Raw genomic sequence first — 21,151 nt, 5'->3', positions numbered from 1 at the left:
GGCCATTCGATGACGGGGAGGATGCGACCATGGCCGATTATCGTCTGGAAACTAGCTGGCACCCGGTCGAAGGCAGTTTCGGGCGCTTGACCTTCACGCTCTTCAATCTTTCGGCCGAGCCGCTTTCCGGCTTTTCGTTCGCCTATACGTCGGAGACGCGGGTTGCCGACAAGCATGTCTGCGACGGCGGCAGCCTCAAGCGGCAGGTGGCCCATTTCCATGAATTCCTGCCGCCCGAGGGGTTGAGCGTGCGGCCCGGCGGACATTGGCGGTTCACGGTCGAGGGGCTGACCAGAGAGCCGAAACATGGAACCGCCGGCGTCAAATCGGCCTATCTGACGCTTGCCGACGGGCGCCATGTCCCCGTCGGGTTCGGCGATCTCATTCTCGAAGGCCGGGACGGCGGCGTGGCGCCGCCGCTTCTGCCGGTGGGCCAGGTCCAGGAACCCTATTCGCTGCTGCCCTGGCCGCTTTCGCTCGGGCTGAAGGCGGGAGAATTGCCGGTCGTTCTTTATCCAGCGGACAAGACGCGGCCGGATGCGATCAGGACGCTTTCCCTGGTTCTCGGGCTCTACCAGCGGCTCTATCCTGCCGACAACGCACCGTTTTCGCTGAGCGCAGTCAAAGGCGGGCGCGCCATTCGTTTCGTCACCGAATCGTCGATCGCCGCCTTTGCCTACGAGCTGCGTTTCACCGCTCATGAGATCGTGCTGTCGAGCGCGGATGAAGCGGGGCGGCAATATGGACTGATCAGCCTGGCGCAGCTGCTGCGCGGCGCCCGCGCCGATCGCGAACACTTCAAATTTCCGAATTTCGGCACCATCGCCGACCAGTCGCGTTACGACTGGCGCGGTTGCCATCTCGATGTCGCCAGGCAGTTCTATCCGGTGGCCGACATCGTGCGGCTGATCGATATCCTCGCCTGGAACAAGCTCAACATCTTCCATTGGCATCTGACCGACGACGAAGCCTGGCGGCTGGAGATCAAGGCCTATCCAGCGCTGACTGCGATCGGCGCGCGGCGCGGGCCGGACGAGGTGCTCGTGCCGCAGCTCGGCGACGGAGCCGAACCCCGCGCCGGCCATTACACGCAGGATGACGTCAGGCGGATCGTCGCGCATGCCGCCTCGCTGCATATCGACGTCGTGCCGGAAATCGACGTTCCCGGCCACAGCACCGCGACGCTGTTCTCGTTGCCGGAGCTTATCGACGGGCAGGAGGCGCCGGACAGCTACCGGGCGGTGCAGGGCTATCCCAACAACGCCCTCAATCCTGCGGTCGACTTCACCTATGAATTCCTCGGCAAGGTGTTCGACGAGATGGTGGCGCTGTTTCCCGGCGACTACATCCATATCGGCGGCGACGAGGTGGCGCAGGGCGCCTGGCTTTCCTCGCCGCTCTGCAAGGCATTGATGAAGCGGGAGAAACTTTCCGGCACAGCCGAGCTTCAATCCTATTTCCTCAAGCGGATCAAGGCCATGCTGTCCGAGCGCGGCAAGAAGCTCGCCGGCTGGAACGAGGTCTCGCATGGCGGCGGCGTCGATCGCGACGGCACGCTGCTGATGGCCTGGGAGAAGCCCGCCGTCGGCATCGAGCTGGCGCAGCAAGGTTACGACGTGGTGATGACGCCGGGCCAAGCCTATTATCTCGACATGGCGCAGGCCGAAGCCTGGGACGAGCCCGGCGCAGCATGGGCGGGCCATGCGCCGCCGGAGCATAGCTATGCCTACGAGGCCGCGGGGGAGTTGCCGGAGGCGCTGCAGGAGAAGATGCGCGGCATCCAGGCCTGCATCTGGACTGAAAATTTCACCTCACGCGCCTATTTCAACCGGCTGGTTTTCCCGCGCCTTCCTGCCGTCGCCGAAGCCGCCTGGACGCCCTTGGAGCGTAAGGACTGGGACCGTTTCGCCGCAATCGTGCGGATGTGGCCTATGCTTTAGGACGCAGCCGCTTCGGCTTTCAGTCCGAGGAGTGCAGCGCCGATCAGGCCCGGTTCGATACGGCATTGGCTCGACACCACCAGCGGGCGGTCGAACCTGCGCAGGGTGCGGGCGCGCACGGCGCGGTCGAGTTCGGCAAGCAGCGGCTCGACATTGGAAAGACCGCCGCCGACCGGAACGATCGTGGCGCCGGTGATGTTGATGGTCAGCGCCAAGGGCGAGGCGACGAGATCGACATAGACGTCGATGGTGCGTGCCGCCTTCTCCTCGCCGTGCCGCCACTCTGCGATGATCTCCTCGCTGGAAAGATCGAGATCGTGCAGCGTCTTGTGCAGGCGCTCCAGCCCCCGGGCGCCACCGACGGTGTCGACGCAGCCCTTCTGGCCGCAGCCGCAGGCATAGGCGGGAATGGCGGCGGGCGGATTGCCGGCCGCCGAAGCGATGATCGGGCCGTGACCCCATTCGCCGGCGAAGCCGCCGGCCTCGTTGACGAGGCGGCCGTCGGCAACCAGGCCGCCGCCGACACCGGTGCCGAGAATGGCGCCGAAGACGATGCGATGGCCGCGGCCGGCGCCGAGACCGGCTTCGGCCATGGCGAAACAATCGGCATCGTTGGCGATCAAAACCGGCAGATCGAGTTCGGCTTCGAGATCGGCCGCGAGCGTGCGGCCATGGATGCAGGGAATATTGGCGCAGGTCAGGCGCTGCGTATCGGGATCGACGACGCCGGCGATGGAGAGCGCGATGCAGCTCGGCTGTTCGCCTGTTTCGGCGATGATGGCGCGCAAGGTCTCGACGAAAGCGGCAAAATCGTCCTTCGGCGTCGGGCGGCGGCCGAGAGGGACGATGTCTGTCTCGGAGCGGGCGATGCCGCCCTTGATGGCGGAACCGCCGATGTCGAATGAAATGATCATTGCACTGTGCCGTCTCTCTGGTCCTGCAGCGTCTGCTCGCACTGTTGCGGTGGAATTACAAGCCTTCAATCCTCGCGCTGCCATCCGCTTGCGCGGCAAATGAACGATGATCGAAAACGCAAATCGCCGCCGCCAGGTCTTCTCATTCGATATCCTGTCTCATAAGTCATTCAATTGGCATATTGCGCCGCCAGAATCGCAGCCTACATTTCCACCATCCACCGGTATCATGACCATCGAAAACGCCGAATCCCAAAGACGCAGAAGACCACGTCCGCCACGCCCCAAGGGCCGCCGCCTCTCAGCCGTCCTGCGGCAGCTTGCCGGCGACCGGAGCCGGGAATGGATTTCGATCGGCGATCTGTTCCAGACCATGGGCGACAGGGCGATCAGCGCGCTGATGCTGATCTTTGCGCTGCCGAACGCCTTTCCCACTCCGCCCGGCACCTCGGCGGTGCTTGGGGCGCCGCTGGTTTTCCTGGCGGTGCAACTGACCTTCGGGCTGAAACCCTGGCTGCCGAAGGCGATTGCCAACCGCTCGATGCGGCGGGAGGATTTCGAGACCATCGTCGTGCGCATCCATCGCTGGCTCGCCTGGGCCGAGCGCATGCTGAAGCCGAGGCTCGCGATCTTCGCCGAGCCGCCGGCGGAATATTTCGCCGGTCTCGCATGCCTGCTGCTGTCGATCGTGCTGGTGCTGCCGGTGCCGCTCGGCAATATCCTGCCGGCGATCACCATTTCGGTCTTTGCCTTCGGTATCTTGGGGCGCGACGGGCTTTTCGCGCTTGCCGGTTTCATCATGACGGCCGTATCGCTCGTCATCGCCGGCGGCGTGATTTACGGTCTGGCGAAGGCGGCGATCTATATCGTCATGCAATGGTTTGCCTGAGCGGCATCGGTTATTTCACGGGCTCGGTTGCAACGGGCTCGACATTTCCAGGAATTTTGTTTTGATCTGGCGCGATACAGACTCAAAAATCATGTTCGACGGCGGCAAGCCGGCTCACTTCGTGCGGTAGGCATTCAATGGCAAAAAGATCCGAGACCCCTGGACGGCTCGACGATGCGGCACGCGCCGGCTGGCTTTATTACGTCGCCGGGCGCACGCAGGACGAAATCGCCGCGTCGATGGGGATCTCGCGGCAATCGGCGCAGCGGCTGGTGTCGCTCGCGGTGGCCGAGCGTCTCATCAAGGTGCGGCTCGACCATCCGATCGCCGCCTGTCTCGAGCTTGCCAACCAGCTGCGGCGGAAATTCGGACTGAAACATGTGGAAGTGGTGCCGAGCGACCCCGGCTCCTCATCGACCACGGTCGGCATCGCCGAGGCGGCAGCGGCCGAAATCGAGCGCTGGCTGAAACGGCCGGAACCGATCGTGCTTGCGGTCGGGACAGGCCGCACGCTGAAGGCCGCCGTCGACCAGCTGCCGGCCATCGAATGTCCCGGCCACCGCATCGTTTCGCTGACCGGCAACATCGCGCCGGACGGATCGGCGGCCTATTACAACGTCATCTTCAGCATGGCGGATGCGGTGAAAGCGCGGCATTATCCGATGCCGCTGCCGGTGCTCGTCACGTCGGCGGAGGAGCGGGAATTGCTGCATGGCCAGCAACTGGTGCGCTCGACGCTCGACATGAGCGCCCAGGCCGACGTCACCTTCGTCGGCATCGGCGAGCTTGGCATCGACGGGCCGCTCTGCGTCGACGGGTTCCTCGAAAAGGACGAGATGATGGAGCTGATGCGCGGCGGTGCTGCGGGCGAGATCTGCGGCTGGATCTTCGATGCCGACGGCAGGCTGATCGACAACCCGATCAACGAGCGCGTCGCCTCCGCGCCGATCCCGTCGCGCGAGTCGTCGACGGTCATCGGACTGGCCAAGGGCAAGCGAAAATACAAGGCGATCAGGGCCGCCGTCGTCGGCCACCAGATCAACGGCCTGATCACGGACGAGGACACCGCTGAGTTTTTGCTCAGGAACTGAGCAAAAAATTTTCCATTTCAGATCAATGAGATAGGTGTTTTCTTCGGCATCGCAGCAACGAATGCCGATTGACTTTTTTTGCCGTCTGGTGAGTAATTGCTCATGAGCAAAGCGAATGCTCACATCTCGTCTTCTGGGAGGAAGATATGACATTGAGAACTTTTCTGCTGGGCGCCTGCTCAGCACTGGCGTTTGCCGGCATGGCTTCGGCCGAGACGCTGACAATCGCGACCGTCAACAACGGCGACATGATCCGGATGCAGAAGCTGACGGATGACTTCAAGGCGAAGAATCCCGGCATCGACCTCGAATGGGTCACCCTCGAAGAAAACGTGCTGCGCCAGAAGGTCACGACCGACATCGCGACCAAGGGCGGCCAGTACGACGTTCTGACGATCGGCACCTATGAAGTTCCGATCTGGTCGAAGCAGGGCTGGCTGCTGCCGCTCGACAATCTCGGCGCCAATTATGATGCCGACGACCTGCTGCCGGCGATCCGCAGCGGCCTGACCACGGACGGCAAGCTCTATGCGGCTCCGTTCTACGGCGAAAGCTCGATGGTCATGTACCGCAAGGACCTGTTCGATGCCGCCGGGCTGAAGATGCCCGACGCCCCGACCTGGGACTTCGTTGCGGAGGCTGCCCGCAAGATCACCAACAAGGACAAGGAAATCTACGGCATCTGCCTGCGCGGCAAGGCCGGCTGGGGCGAGAACATGGCCTTCCTGACGGCCATGTCGAACTCCTTCGGCGCGCGCTGGTTCGACGAGCAGTGGAAGCCGCAGTTCGATCAGCCCGAGTGGAAGGACACGCTGAACTTCTACGTCAACCTGATGAAGGATGCCGGCCCTCCGGGCGCTTCCTCCAACGGCTTCAACGAAAACCTGGCGCTCTTCCAGACCGGCAAATGCGGCATGTGGATCGACGCAACCGTCGCGGCTTCCTTCGTCAGCAACCCGAAGGAATCCACCGTCGCCGACAAGGTCGGCTTCGCGCTCGCCCCGGACAAGGGCCTCGGCAAGCGCGGCAACTGGCTGTGGGCCTGGAACCTCGCCATCCCGGCAGGCTCGCAGAAGGTCGAAGCCGCCGAGAAGTTCGTCGCCTGGGCAACGAGCAAGGACTACACCAACCTCGTCGCCGAGAAGGAAGGCTGGCTGAACGCACCTCCCGGCACCCGCACCTCGCTCTATGAGAATGCGGAGTACCAGAAGGCCGCTCCCTTCGCCAAGATGACGCTCGACTCGATCAACTCGGCCGATCCGACCAAGCCGACCGTCAAGCCGGTCCCCTATGTCGGCGTCCAGTTCGTGGCGATCCCGGAATTCCAGGGTATCGGCACGGCGGTGGGCCAGCAGTTCTCGGCAGCCCTTGCCGGCCAGATTACGGTCGACCAGGCACTGCAGAGCGCACAGCAGCTGGCAACCCGCGAAATGACCAAGGCCGGCTACATCAAATAACACCTCCTGAGCCAAGAGGCGGATACTTGACAATCCGCCCCTCTGGGCCGCCGATTGCCCGAATTGCATCGGCGGCCGCCTTTTTCAGAGAAAATTATCCTGCGACCGGCCCCCGCGTCAGATCAGATCGGTGATTGCCATGGCAACGTTACACACTCGCTCCGCAGCACGCCTGATGATTGCACCCTCCGTGCTTTTCCTCTTCGCGTGGATGATCGTCCCACTCGCGATGACGATCTATTTCTCGCTGCTGAATTACAATCTGCTCAATCCCGGCATGGAAAGCTTCGTCGGCTTTCTGAACTACGAATATTTCCTGTCCGATCCGGCCTTCTTCGCGGCGCTGGTCAATACGCTGCTGCTTGTCGCCGGCGTGCTCGTCATCACCGTCATCGGCGGCATCGCCTTCGCGCTGCTGCTCGATCAGCCGATGTACGGGCAGGGGATCGTGCGCATCCTCGTCATTGCGCCGTTCTTCGTCATGCCGACTGTGGCGGCACTCGTCTGGAAGAACATGTTCATGAACCCGGTCAACGGCCTCTTCGCCCATCTTGCGAAGGCGCTCGGCCTGCAGCCGATCGACTGGCTGGCGAATGCGCCGCTGTTTTCCGTCATTCTCATCGTCGCCTGGCAATGGCTGCCCTTTGCCACCCTCATCCTGCTGACCGCATTGCAGTCGCTCGACGAAGAGCAGAAGGAGGCGGCCGAAATGGACGGCGCCGGGGCGATCTCGAAATTCATCTACATCATCCTGCCGCACATGGCCCGCGCCATCACCGTGGTGATCCTGATCCAGACGATCTTCCTGCTTTCGGTCTTCGCCGAAATCCTCGTCACCACCAATGGCGGGCCGGGCACAGACAGCACCAATCTCACCTATCTCGTCTATGCGCAGGCGCTCCTGCAGTTCGATATCGGCGGCGCTTCGGCGGGCGGCATCGTCGCAGTCGTGCTTGCCAATATCGTTGCGATCTTCCTCGTCCGCCTCGTCGGCAAGAATCTGGAGGCTTGAGATGGCTCGAAAAGTCACAACCCAGCGCAAGGTCATCGTCACCGCGATTGCCTGGACGCTCGGCATCCTGATCTTCTTCCCGATCCTGTGGACGTTCCTGACCAGCTTCAAGTCGGAGGCCGACGCCATCGCCTCGCCGCCGCAGTTCCTGTTCTTCCACTGGACGACGGAGAATTATGCGGAGGTGCAGAGCCGGTCGAACTATCTCGGTCACTTCATGAATTCGGTGGTGATCTCCTTCGGCTCGACGCTGATCGGCCTGATCATCGCGATCCCGGCCGCCTGGGCGATGGCATTCGCGCCCACCAAGCGGACCAAGGACGTGCTGATGTGGATGCTCTCGACCAAGATGATGCCGCCTGTGGGCGCGCTGATCCCGATCTATCTGATGTTCCGCAATTCCGGCCTGCTCGACACGCGCACCGGTCTGGTGATCGTGCTCACCCTGATCAACCTGCCGATCATCGTCTGGATGCTCTACACCTACTTCAAGGAAATCCCCGGCGAGATCCTCGAGGCGGCCCGCATGGACGGGGCGTCGCTGATGAAGGAGATCGTCTACGTGCTGACGCCGATGGCGGTGCCCGGCATCGCCTCGACCCTGCTCCTGAACATCATCCTCGCCTGGAACGAGGCCTTCTGGACGCTCAACCTCACCGCCTCGAAGGCGGCGCCGCTGACGGCCTTCATCGCCTCCTATTCCAGCCCGGAAGGCCTGTTCTACGCCAAGCTCTCGGCCGCATCGACCATGGCGATCGCGCCGATCCTGATCCTCGGCTGGTTCAGCCAGAAACAACTCGTCCGCGGCCTGACCTTCGGCGCAGTGAAATAAGAAAAGGGAGAGAAACATGGGCAGCATTACCCTTCAGAAGGTTTCCAAGGTCTTCGGCGAAGCCAAGGTCATCCCTTCGATCGATCTCGATATCAATGACGGCGAATTCGTCGTCTTCGTCGGCCCGTCGGGCTGCGGCAAGTCCACGCTGCTGAGATTGATCGCCGGTCTCGAGGATGTCTCCGGCGGCAAGATCGTCATCGACGGCAAGGACGCCACCGAAAAGGCGCCCTCGGAACGCGGCCTTGCCATGGTTTTCCAGTCCTACGCGCTCTATCCGCATATGAGTGTGCGCAACAATATCGCCTTCCCGCTGAAGATGGCGGGCATCGACAAGGCGGAGATCGACCGCAAGGTGGCGGATGCCGCCCGCGTGCTGAACCTCACCGACTATCTGGAGCGCAAGCCGCGCCAGCTTTCCGGCGGCCAGCGCCAGCGCGTTGCGATCGGCCGCGCCATCGTGCGCCAGCCTTCGGCCTTCCTCTTCGACGAACCGCTGTCGAACCTCGACGCGGCGCTGCGCGTCAACATGCGTCTCGAAATCAGCGAGCTGCATCAGCAGCTGAAGACGACGATGATCTACGTCACCCACGACCAGGTCGAGGCCATGACCATGGCCGACAAGATCGTTGTCCTGAACCGCGGCAATATCGAGCAGGTCGGCTCGCCGCTCGAACTCTACAGCCGCCCGCGCAACCTTTTCGTCGCCGGCTTCATCGGCTCGCCGAAGATGAATTTCATCAAGGGCCAGAATGCGGTTCAACTCGGCGCCCATACGATCGGTATCCGCCCCGAGCACATTCTGCTGTCGATGGAAAGCGGCGACTGGAAGGGCAGGGTCGTGGTGGCCGAGCATCTCGGCTCCGACACCTTCCTGCATATCGATGTCGAAGACATCGGCATGGTGACGGCGCGCGGCAGCGGCGATTTCGCCGCCAAGGCGGGTGACGTCGTCTATCTGACGCCGGACCGTTCGCGCATTCATAAATTCAACGAGGGCGGCCTCGCCATCTGAGGTGGGCAGCCGGCTGGGGGCAGGCATGCGAGCCGGGCGATGGCGCCCGGCCGTCTCGGCAAGACCTTCAAGAGGACTGAAACATGACGTGCAAACTATCGCTGGCAACGCTTTCGGACGCGGCGCGCACTGCCGCCGTCCCCTCCTATGACAGGGCCTCGCTGAAAGCCGGCATCGTGCACTTCGGGGTCGGCAATTTCCACCGCGCCCACCAGGCGATCTATCTCGACGATCTCTTCAACCAGGGCGCCGATCATGACTGGGCGATCGTCGGCGCCGGCGTGCTGCCCTCGGATGCCGCCATGCGCGAAAAGCTTGCGGCGCAGGATTTCCTGACGACGGTGGTGGAGCAGGACAACAACAAGACGGCGGCGCGCGTGACCGCGCCGATGATCGACATCCTGCCGGTCGGCGATGCCGCCGCGATCATCGCCAGGCTTGCCGATCCGGAGATCCGCATCGTCTCGCTGACGATCACCGAGGGCGGTTATTTCATCGATGCTTCGGGCACATTCAATCCGGCGCATCCGGCGATTGCCACCGACGGGAAAAATCCCGATGCGCCGAAAACGGTCTTCGGCCTGATCGTCGCTGGCCTGAAGGCGCGCAAGGATAAGGGCCTCGTGCCCTTCACCGTCATGTCCTGCGACAACATTCCGCATAACGGCATCGTCACCGCCAATGCCGTGATCGGCACGGCGGCGCTTTCCGACCCAGCTCTTGCCGATTGGATCCGCGCCAATGTCGCCTTCCCGAATGCGATGGTCGACCGCATCACGCCGGCGACCGGCCAGCGGGAGATCGATTTCCTCCGGGATAATTTCGGCATCGAAGACAACTGGCCGGTCTATTGCGAAGAATTCAAGCAGTGGGTGCTCGAAGACAAGTTCACGGCCGGCCGGCCGGCGCTGGAAAAAGTCGGCGTCACCTTCGTTCCCGACGTCACGCCTTACGAGCATATGAAGATCCGGATTCTCAACGGCGGGCATGCGGCGATCGCCTATCCGGCGGCACTGATGGACATTCATTTCGTGCATGATTCCATGGAGGACCCGCTGATCCGCGCCTTCCTGGCGAAGCTCGAGAAGGACGAGATCATTCCGATCGTGCCGCCGGTGCCGAACACCTCGCTGACGGATTATTTCGCACTGATCGAACATCGCCTGCTCAATCCGAAGATTGCCGATACCATTCCGCGGCTGGCGCAGGACGGCTCGAACCGCCAGCCGAAATTCATCCTGCCTTCGACGCTCGACAATCTCCGCCAGGGCAGGGATATCGTCGGCCTCGCGCTGGTTTCGGCGCTGTGGTGCCGCTACTTCGCCGGCGAGACCGACAGCGGCAAGGATATCGTCTTCAACGACGCCAGCGCCGATCGGCTGCATGCGGCGGCGCTGAAAGCCAAGGACGATCCGTCAGCCTTCCTCGCCTTCGACGACATTTTCGGCGAAGTGGCGAAATCCGAACTTTTCCGCAAACGTTTCGCCCATGCGCTCAAAACCCTGTGGGTAAAGGGCACGCGGGAGACCTTGCAGCTCTATCTCGACGGCAAACTGGCAGTGTAGGAATCGGCATGGCGGCATCCGCTGCCGCCGTTCATCGGCCTTGCGGGGTACAGCGGGTCGCGTCCGAATTGAACTCAGGTTGGGTCTTTCATGGCTGATGCTGAACCACGGCTGGTGATCTTCGATTGCGACGGCGTGCTCGTCGACAGCGAACCGATCTCGATCAGCGTTCTCGTCGGCGCGATGAACGATCTCGGCGTCTCGATCACCGAGGATCAGGCCTATGAGCGCTTTCTCGGCCGCAGCCTCTCGACCCTCATCGATACGCTGGAAACCGAGTTCAACGTCCATGCCAGCGAGGAATTCCTCGAGCGTATCCGCACCGATCTCTATTCGCGTTTCCGCACCGAACTGAAGCCGATCGAGGGCATTGCGGCAACGATCGACGGGCTCGGCATTCCCTGCTGCGTCGCCTCCTCCAGCCAGATGGAGCGGATCCGGCTGTCGCTCTCCGTCACCGGACTTCTCGACAGGCTGCCCGATATCTTCAGTGCGACGATGGTCAAGCGCGGCAAACCGGCGCCCGATCTCTTCCTGCATGCGGCCAGGCAAATGCGTGTGGAACCCGCATCCTGCCTCGTTATCGAGGACAGCCCGGCCGGTATCGCGGCGGCCAAGGCGGCGGGCATGACGGTCTTTGCCTTCACCGGCGGATCGCATGCCAATTTTGCCGGATACCGCGCCGAACTCGACCGGCTTTCGCCGGAAGCGGTGTTTGACGCCATGCCGGATTTGATACACCTTGTCCGCAACCATAAGCTGGACGGGACCAAGTCTTGATGCGTGATCATGTGGTTGCGGTGGATATCGGCACCGGCAGTGCGCGCGCCGGCGTCTTTAATGCACGCGGCCGGCTGCTTGCCAAGGCAGAGCAGGTGATCATCATGAACCGGCCCCGTGAAAACCATGCCGAGCACGATTCCGAGGATATCTGGTCGGCCGTCTGCACGGCGGTGCGCCGCGCGATGGAGCAATCGGGAATTGCGGCTGCTTCGGTCGGAGCGATCGGTTTCGACGCGACCTGCTCGCTCGTCGTGCGGGATGTCGAGGGCCGCCAGATCAGTGTTTCGACAGGTGGCGAGAAGCGTTTCGACACGATCGTCTGGCTCGATCACCGGGCGCTGAAGGAAGCCGATTTCTGCACGGCGACGGAGCACCGCGTGCTCGAACATTCCGGCCACGTGATGTCGCCGGAAATGGAAATGCCGAAGCTGATGTGGCTGAAGAAGAAGCTGCCCGCCACATGGGAGAAGGCCGGCTATTTCTTCGACCTTGCCGATTTCATGACCTGGAAATCGACCGGATCGCTTGCCCGTTCGCGCTGCACGCTGACGGCGAAATGGAACTATCTCGCCCATCTCGAGAAAGGCTGGCAGCGCGATTTCCTGGAGCGGATCGGTCTCGACGATCTTCAGGCGCGCGGCAATCTGCCGGATGAGACCGCGCCCGTCGGAGACAGTGTCGGCCGGCTGACAGCTGATGCGGCCGAGGCCCTTGGGCTCACCATCGATTGCCATGTCTCGGCCGGGATGATCGATGCCTATGCCGGCGCACTCGGCGCGCTCGGCGGCTATGCCGCCGATCCGGTCAAACGCGAGCACCAGCTGGCGCTGATTGCCGGCACGTCGAGCTGCATCGTCGCCTTCTCGCTGGAGCGCAAACCGAGCCACGGCATGTGGGGGCCTTATTACGAGGCGGTCTTCCCGCAATGCTGGCTGGTGGAGGCCGGGCAATCGGCGACCGGGGCGCTGCTCGACCACATCGTGCGCATGCATGCGGCCGGCGGGGAGCCGACCTCGGCGCTGCATCAGAAGATCGTGACGCGGATTGCCGAATTGCGGGCCGAGGAAGGCGATGCCTTCGGAGAGCGCATTTTCGTGCTGCCGGATTTTCATGGCAACCGATCGCCGTTTGCCGATCCGCATGCTGTCGGCGTCGTCAGCGGCCTGACGCTCGATGTCTCCTTCGACGGGCTCTGTGCGCTCTATTGGCGGACCGCCGTGGCGATCGCGCTCGGCATTCGCCACATCCTGGAGAAGATGAAGGAATACGGCTACGTGCCCGATACGCTGCATATCGCCGGCGGGCATGTGAAGAACCCTGTCCTGATGGAGCTCTACTCCGACGCCACCGGCTGCAAGGTCGTGGTGCCGAAGATGAATGAGGCGGTGCTGCTCGGCACGGCGATCGCGGCATCCGTCGCCTGCGGCCTGCACAGGGATTTGGCGGCGGCCGGCGAGGCGATGTATCCGGGCGGCGAGGAGAGGCTTCCCGACAAGTCAAAGCAGGCGCTCTACGACCGCGATTACCGCCGCCTTCTCGCCATGTACCGGCATCGCGCCGAACTGGAAGCGATGCAGTAAGTAGTCAGAGCGTCATGCAAACCGCTTTCACACTTTTGCTTAGTGGTTGACGGTCTCGCCGAGGACTGTCGCGAATTCCAGCATGCGGCGACGGCGAAGCGCTGCCTCCTCTCCGACCTCGAGAATGACGGCCTCCGACAGGCAATCGAGCAGCGCGATCAGCGGCGGAATATTGTCGAGATCGGGAGCGCGGGCGGCCGGCAGGGGCAGCATGACGTTCGACTGGTCCGCCATCCAATCCGCCTGCTGCGGCGAAATCAGCACGACCTTATAGCCGTAGCGCCGCGCGGTCCTGGCAAGCAGCCGCGCCTTGGCGAAGCGGCGACAGTCGATGATGACGAGCAGCGCATCGTCGACCGCCAGCCGGGCAAAGAGTTCGGCAAAACGGTTTTCGGCGCCGTCGAGCGTGCGCACGCCGTCGCGGGCCTGCGTCAGGCGCTGGCAGAAATGATTGGCGAGGCTTGCGAGCCGCGCATGCGTGGCGATCGACACTTCGCGGGCCGTGCTGATCAGGCTGACGGCTTCGGCCCAGTTCGGCTGCGCCGTCAGATGATAGATGTGATGGAGCGCCTGGATCTGCTCGGCGACCAGCACGGCAAGCGGCTTGCCCTCCGCCGCGTCCTGATGCAGCTCGGTCATGGCGCTCTGCAATTGTGCCGGCGACGTCGTGACGGTCTCGCGAATCTCTACTTTGACGCTGTCCAGCCCCTGATAGCCGAGGGCGCGCAGGAAGCGCCCGACGGTCATCGGCGATAGATCAAGCCTGTCGGCGACGGACGCGGCCGTCTCGAATGGCAGGTCATTCAGGTGTTCGGAGAAATATTTCGCGATACGACGCTCAGCGGGCGTCCCGGTTTTTGCGTATTGCCTGAGCTTCTGTACAAAGTCTTCCACATCAGCCTCCCCCCGTCATTCCTCAGAGGCGTTCCGCGGATGCGCTATTGCGACCCCTTGTCTTTGCAACTATTTCGGAAGCTGCTTCTCAGGCCCATGCATATTCTGCTGTTACACAATATTATATTAGCATTTAATTTGCGACAAGTTTTCTAGTAAAGCCTGCAATTTTATTCTCTCTTGCCGGTGGCATTCGCTTTTCCTACATCTTCTGCGCAACTGGAGACGCCTGAAGAAATGATCCTCGACGCCGCACGACTTTCGCTCGCCAATCTATTCGCCCCCGAAACACGCTCGGTATTCTGGAAAGTGCTGGGGCTGACGGTCCTGGTGCTGGTCGGCCTCTGGTTCGCGCTGCGCGGAGCCTTCATGGCCTTTGTCTTTCCCTGGCTGACGAGCTTCTTTCCCGACCTGCCGGAATGGGCGGGGTGGTTCACCCTGGTCTTCGCGATCCTTGCGGGTATCGGCCTTGCGCTCATGCTGGCGCTGCTGCTTTCGCCGGTGACGGCCTTGATCGCCGGCCTGTTTCTCGACGATGTCGCCGATGTCATCGAAAAGCGCGACTATCCGACGGACGTGCCGGGCACCGCCATGCCGCTCGGACCGGCGATGGCAAGCTCGATCAAGTTCCTCGGCGTGGTGATCGCCGGCAATATCGTCGCCTTGCTGCTGCTGTTCATTCCCGGCGTCAATCTCGTCGCCTTCTTTCTAGTGAACGGCTACCTCCTCGGACGGGAATTCTTCGAATTCGCCGCCATGCGCTTCCGCTCGCCGCAGGAGGCGCGGCTCTTCCGCGCCAAGCATGCGCCCACCGTCTTTCTCGGCGGGCTGGTGATTGCGCTCTTCCTGATGATCCCCTTCGTCAATCTGCTGACGCCGCTCTTCGCCGCCGGCATGATGGTGCATCTGCACAAGCTGATTTCGGCGCGCGACGCCGGCTCGCGCGCCTGAGGCTCAGCCGGGCAGGGCGGAGGCCTCGTACATCGCGGCGAATTCCGCGCTCGGCGGGATCGGCTTGATGATGTCGATCAGCACGCCGTTCGGATCGGCGGTGATGAAATGCCGCTGGCCGAAATCCTCATCGCGGATCTCTCTCAAAATCGGCAGGCCGGCGCTCCGGCAGGCCTCGTAGATCCGATCGACATCCTCGACCTCGAAATTGAGCAGCAAGCCGCGGACTTCGCCGCGGGCGGCGGCAGGAATGGTCTCGTGGCTGCCGTCGAGGATGGCGAGCGCGACATTCTCCGTCTCGGCCGATTGCAGGTGAACGTACCAGTCGCTTTCAAAGAGCGCCTTGAAGCCGAAGTGGGCGCAGTAGAAGGCGGCAGTGGCCTCAACGTCGCCGGTCATGATGACAGGGTAATAGCTGGTCGATCGCATTTCTTGCTTCCTTCCTTTTTACATGCAGGCTGTATGTTTTTATGTATTAACATACATGCAGTTTGTATGTAAACAGGCTGCATGAGCCGCAGCAATCGCGAGAGAACGGAACAGACGAGGCAGGCGCTGATCGACGCCGGACGGCGCATCTTCGTCGAGAAGGGGTATGCCGAGACGGCGACGCCGGAGATCGTCGCGGCGGCAGGGGTGACGCGCGGCGCGCTCTACCATCATTTCGAGGACAAGAAGGCGCTTTTCGAGGCGGTGATCAAGTGTGAGGCGCAGGAAGTGGCCAAGGCGATCGAGGCGTCTTCGGCATCGGAACAAGCGCCGCGGGCCGCACTGATCGCCGGCGCTTCGGCCTATTTCACCGCCATGGCGCAGCCGGGGCGAACACGGCTGCTGTTGATGGAAGCGCCTGCCGTTCTCGGATCGCCGGCGATCGCGGCAGTGGATGCGGAGAATGCGGAGGCGAGCTTGCGGGAAGGACTTCAGGCGCTTCTGCCTGAGGCAGGCGCCTTGCTCGGCCCGCTGACGTCACTGCTGTCGGCGGCTTTCGACCGCGCCGCGATCGCGATCGATGCCGGCGGCGAGCGGCGGGATTACGAGCGGGCGATTGCGGCCCTACTCGACGGCCTCGCCGATCACCTGCGGCGGTAGCTCGACGAGCGGCGCCGGAATATCCGAACTCTTCTCCGGCGATTTGCAGATGTCGGCGATGACGCAGCGCTCGCATTCGGGGCGGCGCGCCTTGCAGGTGTAGCGGCCGTGCAGGATCAGCCAGTGATGGGCGTGATAGAGATAATGTTTCGGAACCACCTTCATCAGCCGCGCCTCGACCTCGTCGGGCGTCTTGCCGGGGGCGAGCCTGATGCGGTTGGCGATGCGGAAAATGTGGGTGTCGACGGCCATCGTCGCCTGGCCGAAGGCCATGGAGAGCACGACATTGGCGGTCTTGCGCCCGACGCCGGGCAGGCGGACCAGTTCGTCGCGCGTTTCCGGCACCTTGCCAGCGAATTCGTCGACCAGCATCTGGGAAAGCGCGATGACGTTCTTTGCCTTGTTGCGATAAAGGCCGATCGTCTTGATGTAGTCGCGGACCTTCTCCTCGCCGAGATCGAGCATCTTCCGCGGCGTGTCGGCGATCTTGAAGAGCGCCCGCGTCGCCTTGTTGACGCCGGCGTCGGTCGCCTGGGCGGAAAGCGCCACGGCGACGACAAGGGTGAAGGGATTGGTGTGTTCGAGTTCGCCCCTCGGTTCCGGCCGCTGCACCGAGAAACGGCGGAAGATCTCCTCGCGCTCAGCCACGGAATAGGCGGTTTTTACCGCCGCTGCCGGTTTGCGGCGGGCAATCACATTCGAGCTTTGCGAGGGTTTGCCAACGGATTTGAGTTTCGGATTCGCCATGGAGAATCTATACTCAACGGCCATGATGGAAAGCAACGCCGACAGCTTCAACGAAAAGCCTGTTTTCGCCGCCGAACTCTTTCCCCACCGGTCTCTCGGGCGCAAGGGCTTCAAGGTGCTGCTCATTTTGTCGGGCGCCGTCTGCTTTCTCTACGGCCTATTCTTCACCGTCACCGGCGCCTGGCCGATCGGCTTCTTCTTCGGGCTGGATTTCGTGCTGCTCTACGGCGCGTTCTGGCTGAGCTACCGCTCCGGAAGGGCGCGCGAGGAAGTCACGGTATCGCGCACGGATGTTTCGGTGCGCAAGTTCGCACCGTCGGGGCGGATGGTGGAGCATCATTTCAACCCGTTCTGGGCGCGTTTCCGCGTGCGCCGGCATCAGGAGATCGGCATCCTGTCCATGCAGATTTTCGGTGAGGGCCGGCGTACCGATATCGGCTCTTTCCTCAATCCCGAGGATCGCGAGACGTTCGCCAAGGCTTTCAAAGGGGCGCTCGCCACGGTCAAGCAGCGTATCTGATGCGCTGATAGGAAAGGGTGCGCAAGAAACGGGTGGTTTGGCCGGCCGCCCTTGATTATCTCCTGTCTAAAGGAGAAAAACGATGAATATGATCGCGAAGCTCGACACCGATATCACCCCGGATGGCCCGGATTACGACACCGTCCGCCAGGTCATCGAACTCATCAGCGAAGAATATCGCGACCAGCCCTCGCTGGAGGCGATCGCGGCGCGGCTGAACCAGTCGCCGACGCAGCTTCAGAAGACGTTCACCCGCTGGGCCGGCCTTTCCCCGAAGGCGTTCCTGCAGGCCGTCACGCTCGACCACGCAAAGCGGCTCTTGCGCAGGGAGGAGATGCCGCTGCTCGAAACCTCGATCGAAGTCGGTCTTTCCGGTCCGAGCCGCCTGCATGACCTGTTCGTCACCCATGAGGCGATGTCTCCGGGCGAGTGGAAGGCGAGGGGCGGCGGCCTGACGATCCGCTACGGGTTCCACACCTGCCCCTTCGGCACGGCGCTGGTCATGGCAACAGACCGCGGCCTTGCCGGTCTCGCCTTCAGCGATACCGGTGACGAGAAGGCTTGTTTTGAGGACATGACCTGCCGCTGGCCGAACGCCTGTTATATCGAAGACCGGCAGGCGACGGCTTTCTATGCGGAACGGATCTTCCAGCCGGGCCGCTGGAGCTCGGACCAGCCGCTGCGGGTGGTTCTGATCGGAACGGATTTCCAGGTCAGCGTGTGGCAGAGCCTGTTGAAGATCCCCTTCGGCAAGGCCGTGACCTATAGCGATATCGCCAGGGATATCGGCCGGCCGACCGCGATGCGCGCCGTGGGCGCTGCGGTCGGGGCCAACCCGATCTCCTTCGTCGTGCCCTGCCATCGCGCGCTCGGCAAGAACGGAGCCCTGACCGGATATCATTGGGGCCTGACCCGCAAGCGGGCGATGCTCGGTTGGGAATCGGCCCATGCCTGATAGATGCCGGAGCTAGTCAAAATCGGAATTGATGATCCGAGCGATGATGTCATCATCCAGATTGGATAGCGCCTCCGCGATATGGATATGGCCCTTGGCAACTGCCTGGGCCGCGCTTGCCGACAGGAGGGTTGGCCGATCCCATGCTTCATGGCGATGAAGGCTCACACACTCGGCTAAGGATGCGATCGCGTGCAGGTAGGCTTGCTCCAGATCACCCGGTATATCCGGTCCTCGCCCTGTTTTTCGAGAAACTTCGATACTCGCCGGCAACTGGTAGAATGAGAAATCGATTGGCGTCGCCGTGGTGAGCGCGATCCTGACGATATGAGGAACGGCCGCATATGACGCCGTGTAGACATCACCTTGATGACAGAGGCTCGACCACAGGCTGAACCAGGGTTCTGCCCCAGGGGTGGGCATTGGTCCAGGCGATTTTTCCAGCGTTTTCAGCAGCTCCGGCGTGTCTGTCGCAAGACCATAGCATTGCCTCAATTCACCCCAACGCTGACTATCGAGTGAAAGCATGAACTCATTCCGCCAGTCGCAAAAGTTCTCGCGCGGCGCTTTCATCGGTGATCAGCGTGTTGCAGCCGATGCGCTTGATGGTGGCGCGGATGGCGACGGCGCGGTGAGCGCCGCCGGAGGAGAGCACGATGTGCCTGGCCTCCTTCAGCGTGTCGAGATCGACGGACATGACGCGCCGGTTGATCGAGTGGTCGACCGAATTGCCGTCCTTGTCGAGGAAGTTGAACATGGTGTCGCAGACGCAGCCGGCGTCGATCAGTTCCTGCAACTCTGCCTTCGATATCCAGCCCTCCGACAGCGAGGTCGAGTGCGGGCCGATATCGCCGCAGCTGACGATGGCGAGATCGAGGTTTTCGGCGAGACGATAGATCGTGTCCAGCCCGCATTTCTCGATCAGATTGCGTTTGGTCTCGACGGAATCGACGAGCAGCGGCGCCAGGAACATATAGCATTCGGCACCGAGCTGGTTTGCCAGCCGCCAAGTATAGTCGATCGGGTTCGTCTGGTGCACGGCGACTATGCCCCCGAGCAGCGAAACGATCTTGCAGTTGTCGCGACGCGGCGGCCGGAAGCTTGCGAGCGACGCCGTCATGGTGCGGCCCCAGCCGACGCCGATGGTGTAATCGTCGGGAATCGCTTCGGAGAGGAACTGGCCGAGCGCCAGCCCGACATTTTTCGCCAGCCCGTTGACGTCGCAATTGACGGGCTTCGGTACCACGATCGCCTCGTCGAGGCTATAGGCGCGCTCCAACTTCACCGAAAGCTCGACGCAGTCGCCGATCGAATCGTTGATCCAGATCTGGACTTCGCTGCGTTTCATCGCTTCGTCGAGCAGGCGGATGACCGTGGTGCGGCTGATGCCGAGCTGTTCGGCGACGTCCTTCTGGGTCAGGCCCTCATTGTAATAGAGCCATGCGGCCCTCAGCCGCAGCGATGACGCTTCTGAATAGGCCGTGTGCGTGCCGCGTTTGAGCTTGACCACATCTCCTCCCGCACGATTTCTGTCCTAAATCCCTTGCGAGGACAAAGGCTGCAATGACGCGCTTGCTGCCGGGATAATGACGGGTGTGACACTTATGTCAATTGAAATGCACAAATGTCCTTGACTTTTCCTTAGCCGCGCGGCGATAGTCCTCGCGAGATGAAGTCGTTCTTGTCCGTCCGAGGAGGACATAGTGCGGGCATGCCGAAAGTCACGACCGGCCCTTGAGCCGCAGGCGCTGCCGCTTGCGTTCGAACAGCCGTTCGCATGCGGCCGGAACAGGTCCGCTGTCCCTCACGTTTATCGATCATCCGTTACGGATGCGCGTATTTCCGTCTGCAGCATGCAAACCGTCTGTCCCTAGATCACCTCTTTGCCGGGCGGAACTCGCGCCGGTCCGCAGCCCAAATTCAACAAGGATTACTGACCATGACATCCAAGCTTGACCAACTCCGCGAGATTACCACCGTCGTCGCCGATACCGGCGACATTCAGGCTGTCGCCCGCCTGAAGCCGGTCGACTGCACGACCAACCCGTCCATCGTTCTCAAGGCGCTCGGCACCGAGATGTTTGCCGACGACATGAAGGAAGCGATCGCCTGGGGCAAGAAGCTCGGCGGTGATGCCAATGTTGCCGCTGCAGCGGTTGCCGACCGCCTTGCCATCTCCGTCGGCGCCGCGCTGGTGAAGCTTGTTCCCGGCCGCGTTTCGACTGAGGTCGATGCCGACCTGTCCTTCGATACCGAAGCGTCGCTGAACAAGGCCCGCAGCATCATTGCCGCCTACAAGGAGCGCGGCATCGAGAAGGACCGCATCCTCATCAAGCTCGCTTCCACCTGGGAAGGCATCCGCGCAGCGGAAATCCTGCAGAAGGAAGGCATCGACTGCAATCTGACGCTGCTCTTCTCCAAGGCACAGGCGATCGCCTGCGCCGATGCCAAGGTTTTCCTGATTTCGCCCTTCGTCGGCCGCATCCTCGACTGGTACAAGAAGTCGACCGGCAAGGATTTCACCGCCGAGGAAGATCCGGGCGTGCTGTCCGTTCGCGATATCTACAACTACTACAAGGCGAACGACATCAAGACCGTCGTCATGGGCGCATCCTTCCGCAATACCGGCGAGATCGAAGCGCTGGCCGGTTGCGATCGCCTGACCATCGCTCCGAACCTGCTCGACGAGCTTTCGAACGACCAGGGCAAGCTTGAGCGCAAGCTGTCGCCCGAGACGATCAAGCCGGCCTCGAAAATCGCCGTCGACGAGAAGACTTTCCGCTGGATGATGAACGAAGACGCGATGGCGACCGAAAAGCTCGCCGAAGGCATCCGCGCCTTTGCCAAGGATCTGGCGACGCTGCGCACCATGGTGCAGAAGGAACTGCAGCTCGCTGCCGCCTGATCGGGCACGGCA

General features: G+C 62.3%; 21 protein-coding genes. 15 read left to right on the top strand and 6 right to left on the bottom strand.

What is annotated here, in order from left to right; translation table 11 throughout:
• The first annotated feature begins 29 nt into the window (after positions 1–29).
• Complete coding sequence (locus tag CO670_RS11215) at positions 30–1,940, top strand: family 20 glycosylhydrolase (protein ID WP_097590294.1); 1,911 nt, start codon at positions 30–32, stop codon at positions 1,938–1,940.
• On the opposite strand, the gene CO670_RS11210 is transcribed toward CO670_RS11215, so the two are convergent.
• Complete coding sequence (locus tag CO670_RS11210) at positions 1,937–2,854, bottom strand: ROK family protein (RefSeq protein ID WP_097590293.1); 918 nt, start codon at positions 2,852–2,854, stop codon at positions 1,937–1,939. The two genes, CO670_RS11215 and CO670_RS11210, sit on opposite strands and share 4 nt — an antisense overlap.
• A 310-nt stretch (positions 2,855–3,164) precedes the next feature.
• Here CO670_RS11210 and CO670_RS11205 point away from each other — a divergent pair, with 310 nt between their 5' ends.
• The 9 genes from CO670_RS11205 to CO670_RS11165 all read left to right on the top strand — a co-directional run bounded on the left by CO670_RS11205 (position 3,165) and on the right by CO670_RS11165 (position 13,078).
• Positions 3,165–3,743 (top strand): exopolysaccharide biosynthesis protein, encoded by a 579-nt coding sequence (locus tag CO670_RS11205; protein WP_176538920.1) that lies wholly within the window; start codon positions 3,165–3,167, stop codon positions 3,741–3,743.
• Positions 3,744–3,880: 137 nt separating this feature from the next.
• Positions 3,881–4,834 carry a sugar-binding transcriptional regulator gene (locus tag CO670_RS11200; protein ID WP_097590292.1) on the top strand — a complete coding sequence of 318 codons (954 nt, stop codon included), beginning with the start codon at positions 3,881–3,883 and terminating at the stop codon, positions 4,832–4,834.
• 146 nt (positions 4,835–4,980) lie between these two features.
• Positions 4,981–6,291 carry a sugar ABC transporter substrate-binding protein gene (locus tag CO670_RS11195; protein ID WP_097590291.1) on the top strand — a complete coding sequence of 437 codons (1,311 nt, stop codon included), beginning with the start codon at positions 4,981–4,983 and terminating at the stop codon, positions 6,289–6,291.
• 139 nt (positions 6,292–6,430) lie between these two features.
• The gene (locus tag CO670_RS11190; RefSeq protein ID WP_097590290.1) at positions 6,431–7,303 is read left to right on the top strand and encodes a sugar ABC transporter permease; all 873 of its coding nucleotides are present in this window, start codon (positions 6,431–6,433) and stop codon (positions 7,301–7,303) included.
• Position 7,304: 1 nt separating this feature from the next.
• Positions 7,305–8,135 (top strand): carbohydrate ABC transporter permease, encoded by an 831-nt coding sequence (locus tag CO670_RS11185; protein WP_097590289.1) that lies wholly within the window; start codon positions 7,305–7,307, stop codon positions 8,133–8,135.
• 16 nt (positions 8,136–8,151) lie between these two features.
• Positions 8,152–9,150, top strand: coding sequence for an ABC transporter ATP-binding protein (locus CO670_RS11180; protein ID WP_097590288.1), 999 nt, complete (start codon positions 8,152–8,154; stop codon positions 9,148–9,150).
• Between the two features lie 83 nt (positions 9,151–9,233).
• Positions 9,234–10,715 (top strand): mannitol dehydrogenase family protein, encoded by a 1,482-nt coding sequence (locus tag CO670_RS11175; RefSeq protein WP_097590287.1) that lies wholly within the window; start codon positions 9,234–9,236, stop codon positions 10,713–10,715.
• A 90-nt stretch (positions 10,716–10,805) separates the two neighbouring features.
• Positions 10,806–11,495, top strand: a complete 690-nt coding sequence (locus CO670_RS11170) for an HAD family hydrolase (protein WP_097590286.1) — start codon at positions 10,806–10,808, stop codon at positions 11,493–11,495.
• Positions 11,495–13,078, top strand: a complete 1,584-nt coding sequence (locus CO670_RS11165) for an FGGY-family carbohydrate kinase (RefSeq protein ID WP_097590285.1) — start codon at positions 11,495–11,497, stop codon at positions 13,076–13,078. Before CO670_RS11170 ends, CO670_RS11165 begins: the two co-directional genes overlap by 1 nt.
• 39 nt (positions 13,079–13,117) lie before the next feature.
• On the opposite strand, the gene CO670_RS11160 is transcribed toward CO670_RS11165, so the two are convergent.
• Positions 13,118–13,972 (bottom strand): MurR/RpiR family transcriptional regulator, encoded by an 855-nt coding sequence (locus tag CO670_RS11160; protein WP_097590284.1) that lies wholly within the window; start codon positions 13,970–13,972, stop codon positions 13,118–13,120.
• Between the two features lie 237 nt (positions 13,973–14,209).
• Between CO670_RS11160 and CO670_RS11155 the strand changes: the two genes are divergently transcribed.
• On the top strand, positions 14,210–14,923 hold the full coding sequence (locus tag CO670_RS11155) for a sulfate transporter family protein (protein WP_097590283.1): 714 nt from the start codon (positions 14,210–14,212) through the stop codon (positions 14,921–14,923).
• A gap of 3 nt (positions 14,924–14,926) precedes the next feature.
• Here the strand turns inward: CO670_RS11155 and CO670_RS11150 are convergent, their stop codons facing one another.
• Positions 14,927–15,352 carry a VOC family protein gene (locus tag CO670_RS11150; RefSeq protein ID WP_097590282.1) on the bottom strand — a complete coding sequence of 142 codons (426 nt, stop codon included), beginning with the start codon at positions 15,350–15,352 and terminating at the stop codon, positions 14,927–14,929.
• 81 nt (positions 15,353–15,433) lie between these two features.
• Between CO670_RS11150 and CO670_RS11145 the strand changes: the two genes are divergently transcribed.
• Complete coding sequence (locus CO670_RS11145) at positions 15,434–16,012, top strand: TetR family transcriptional regulator (RefSeq protein ID WP_097590281.1); 579 nt, start codon at positions 15,434–15,436, stop codon at positions 16,010–16,012.
• Here the strand turns inward: CO670_RS11145 and nth are convergent.
• On the bottom strand, positions 15,977–16,759 hold the full coding sequence (gene nth, locus CO670_RS11140) for an endonuclease III (RefSeq protein ID WP_097590324.1): 783 nt from the start codon (positions 16,757–16,759) through the stop codon (positions 15,977–15,979). The two genes, CO670_RS11145 and nth, sit on opposite strands and share 36 nt — an antisense overlap.
• A 22-nt stretch (positions 16,760–16,781) precedes the next feature.
• On the opposite strand from nth, the gene CO670_RS11135 reads away from it, so the two are divergent.
• Positions 16,782–17,279: a DUF2244 domain-containing protein gene (locus tag CO670_RS11135; protein WP_097590280.1), complete on the top strand. Its 498-nt coding sequence runs from the start codon at positions 16,782–16,784 to the stop codon at positions 17,277–17,279.
• 82 nt (positions 17,280–17,361) lie between these two features.
• The gene (locus tag CO670_RS11130) at positions 17,362–18,234 is read left to right on the top strand and encodes a bifunctional helix-turn-helix domain-containing protein/methylated-DNA--[protein]-cysteine S-methyltransferase (protein WP_097590279.1); all 873 of its coding nucleotides are present in this window, start codon (positions 17,362–17,364) and stop codon (positions 18,232–18,234) included.
• Positions 18,235–18,246: 12 nt separating this feature from the next.
• Here CO670_RS11130 and CO670_RS11125 read toward each other — a convergent pair whose 3' ends face one another.
• Both CO670_RS11125 and CO670_RS11120 read right to left on the bottom strand, forming a co-directional pair.
• Complete coding sequence (locus CO670_RS11125; protein WP_097590278.1) at positions 18,247–18,762, bottom strand: hypothetical protein; 516 nt, start codon at positions 18,760–18,762, stop codon at positions 18,247–18,249.
• Between the two features lie 4 nt (positions 18,763–18,766).
• Positions 18,767–19,744, bottom strand: a complete 978-nt coding sequence (locus tag CO670_RS11120) for a sugar-binding transcriptional regulator (RefSeq protein WP_097590277.1) — start codon at positions 19,742–19,744, stop codon at positions 18,767–18,769.
• 429 nt (positions 19,745–20,173) lie between these two features.
• Between CO670_RS11120 and tal the strand changes: the two genes are divergently transcribed.
• The gene (tal, locus tag CO670_RS11115; RefSeq protein WP_097590276.1) at positions 20,174–21,139 is read left to right on the top strand and encodes a transaldolase; all 966 of its coding nucleotides are present in this window, start codon (positions 20,174–20,176) and stop codon (positions 21,137–21,139) included.
• Positions 21,140–21,151 lie beyond the last annotated feature (12 nt).

It is taken from the genome of Rhizobium sp. J15 (assembly GCF_002531825.1).
Classification (GTDB): Bacteria; Pseudomonadota; Alphaproteobacteria; order Rhizobiales; family Rhizobiaceae; genus Rhizobium.
Note: the sequence above shows the minus strand (reverse complement) of the source record. Positions and strands in the feature narration are given on the sequence as shown.

Coding starts and splice junctions, on each gene's coding strand:
- CO670_RS11145 (WP_097590281.1), top strand. CDS start 15,434: ATGAGCCGCAGCAATCGCGAGAGAACGGAACAGACGAGGCAGGCGCTG.
- tal (WP_097590276.1), top strand. CDS start 20,174: ATGACATCCAAGCTTGACCAACTCCGCGAGATTACCACCGTCGTCGCC.
- CO670_RS11190 (WP_097590290.1), top strand. CDS start 6,431: ATGGCAACGTTACACACTCGCTCCGCAGCACGCCTGATGATTGCACCC.
- CO670_RS11130 (WP_097590279.1), top strand. CDS start 17,362: ATGAATATGATCGCGAAGCTCGACACCGATATCACCCCGGATGGCCCG.
- CO670_RS11215 (WP_097590294.1), top strand. CDS start 30: ATGGCCGATTATCGTCTGGAAACTAGCTGGCACCCGGTCGAAGGCAGT.
- CO670_RS11170 (WP_097590286.1), top strand. CDS start 10,806: ATGGCTGATGCTGAACCACGGCTGGTGATCTTCGATTGCGACGGCGTG.
- CO670_RS11125 (WP_097590278.1), bottom strand. CDS start 18,762: ATGCTTTCACTCGATAGTCAGCGTTGGGGTGAATTGAGGCAATGCTAT.
- CO670_RS11150 (WP_097590282.1), bottom strand. CDS start 15,352: ATGCGATCGACCAGCTATTACCCTGTCATCATGACCGGCGACGTTGAG.
- CO670_RS11200 (WP_097590292.1), top strand. CDS start 3,881: ATGGCAAAAAGATCCGAGACCCCTGGACGGCTCGACGATGCGGCACGC.
- CO670_RS11210 (WP_097590293.1), bottom strand. CDS start 2,854: ATGATCATTTCATTCGACATCGGCGGTTCCGCCATCAAGGGCGGCATC.
- CO670_RS11135 (WP_097590280.1), top strand. CDS start 16,782: ATGATGGAAAGCAACGCCGACAGCTTCAACGAAAAGCCTGTTTTCGCC.
- CO670_RS11175 (WP_097590287.1), top strand. CDS start 9,234: ATGACGTGCAAACTATCGCTGGCAACGCTTTCGGACGCGGCGCGCACT.
- CO670_RS11155 (WP_097590283.1), top strand. CDS start 14,210: ATGATCCTCGACGCCGCACGACTTTCGCTCGCCAATCTATTCGCCCCC.
- CO670_RS11185 (WP_097590289.1), top strand. CDS start 7,305: ATGGCTCGAAAAGTCACAACCCAGCGCAAGGTCATCGTCACCGCGATT.
- CO670_RS11195 (WP_097590291.1), top strand. CDS start 4,981: ATGACATTGAGAACTTTTCTGCTGGGCGCCTGCTCAGCACTGGCGTTT.
- nth (WP_097590324.1), bottom strand. CDS start 16,759: ATGGCGAATCCGAAACTCAAATCCGTTGGCAAACCCTCGCAAAGCTCG.
- CO670_RS11165 (WP_097590285.1), top strand. CDS start 11,495: ATGCGTGATCATGTGGTTGCGGTGGATATCGGCACCGGCAGTGCGCGC.
- CO670_RS11180 (WP_097590288.1), top strand. CDS start 8,152: ATGGGCAGCATTACCCTTCAGAAGGTTTCCAAGGTCTTCGGCGAAGCC.